Genomic DNA, 350 nt, shown 5'->3' with positions numbered 1-350 from the left:
CGGGACCAGGGCGCCGATGCTGGTGCCGCTGAGGCCCGACGAGCGCTGGTCGCTCGACTTCGTATCGGACCAGCTCACCGACGGGCGCCGCTTCCGCATCCTGGCCGTCGTCGACGACTGCACGAGAGAGTGCCTGGCACTCATCGTTGATACGTCTCTCTCGGGCATGCGGGTTGCCCGCGAATTGGACCGGCTCATCACCAGCGCGGCCGGCCCAGGCAACGCTCGCAGCCACGGTGACGTCGAGGCCGGGCAACGTCATCAGGCGGCGGATTGTCTGATCCTGGAGGGCATGTACGGCGATATCCGCCTCGACCACCGTCAACGCCTCGTTGATCTGGTTAATCAAG

Annotated in this window: 1 pseudogene; it reads left to right on the top strand. The window is 66.0% G+C overall.

What is annotated here, in order from left to right:
- Positions 1-199: pseudogene (locus EN845_RS33625) on the top strand (IS3 family transposase); the annotation flags it as partial.
- Positions 200-350 lie beyond the last annotated feature (151 nt).

The sequence above is a fragment of the Mesorhizobium sp. M8A.F.Ca.ET.202.01.1.1 genome, from assembly GCF_004791595.1.
Classification (GTDB): domain Bacteria; phylum Pseudomonadota; class Alphaproteobacteria; order Rhizobiales; family Rhizobiaceae; genus Mesorhizobium.
This window is presented reverse-complemented; position numbering and strand designations above follow the sequence as displayed.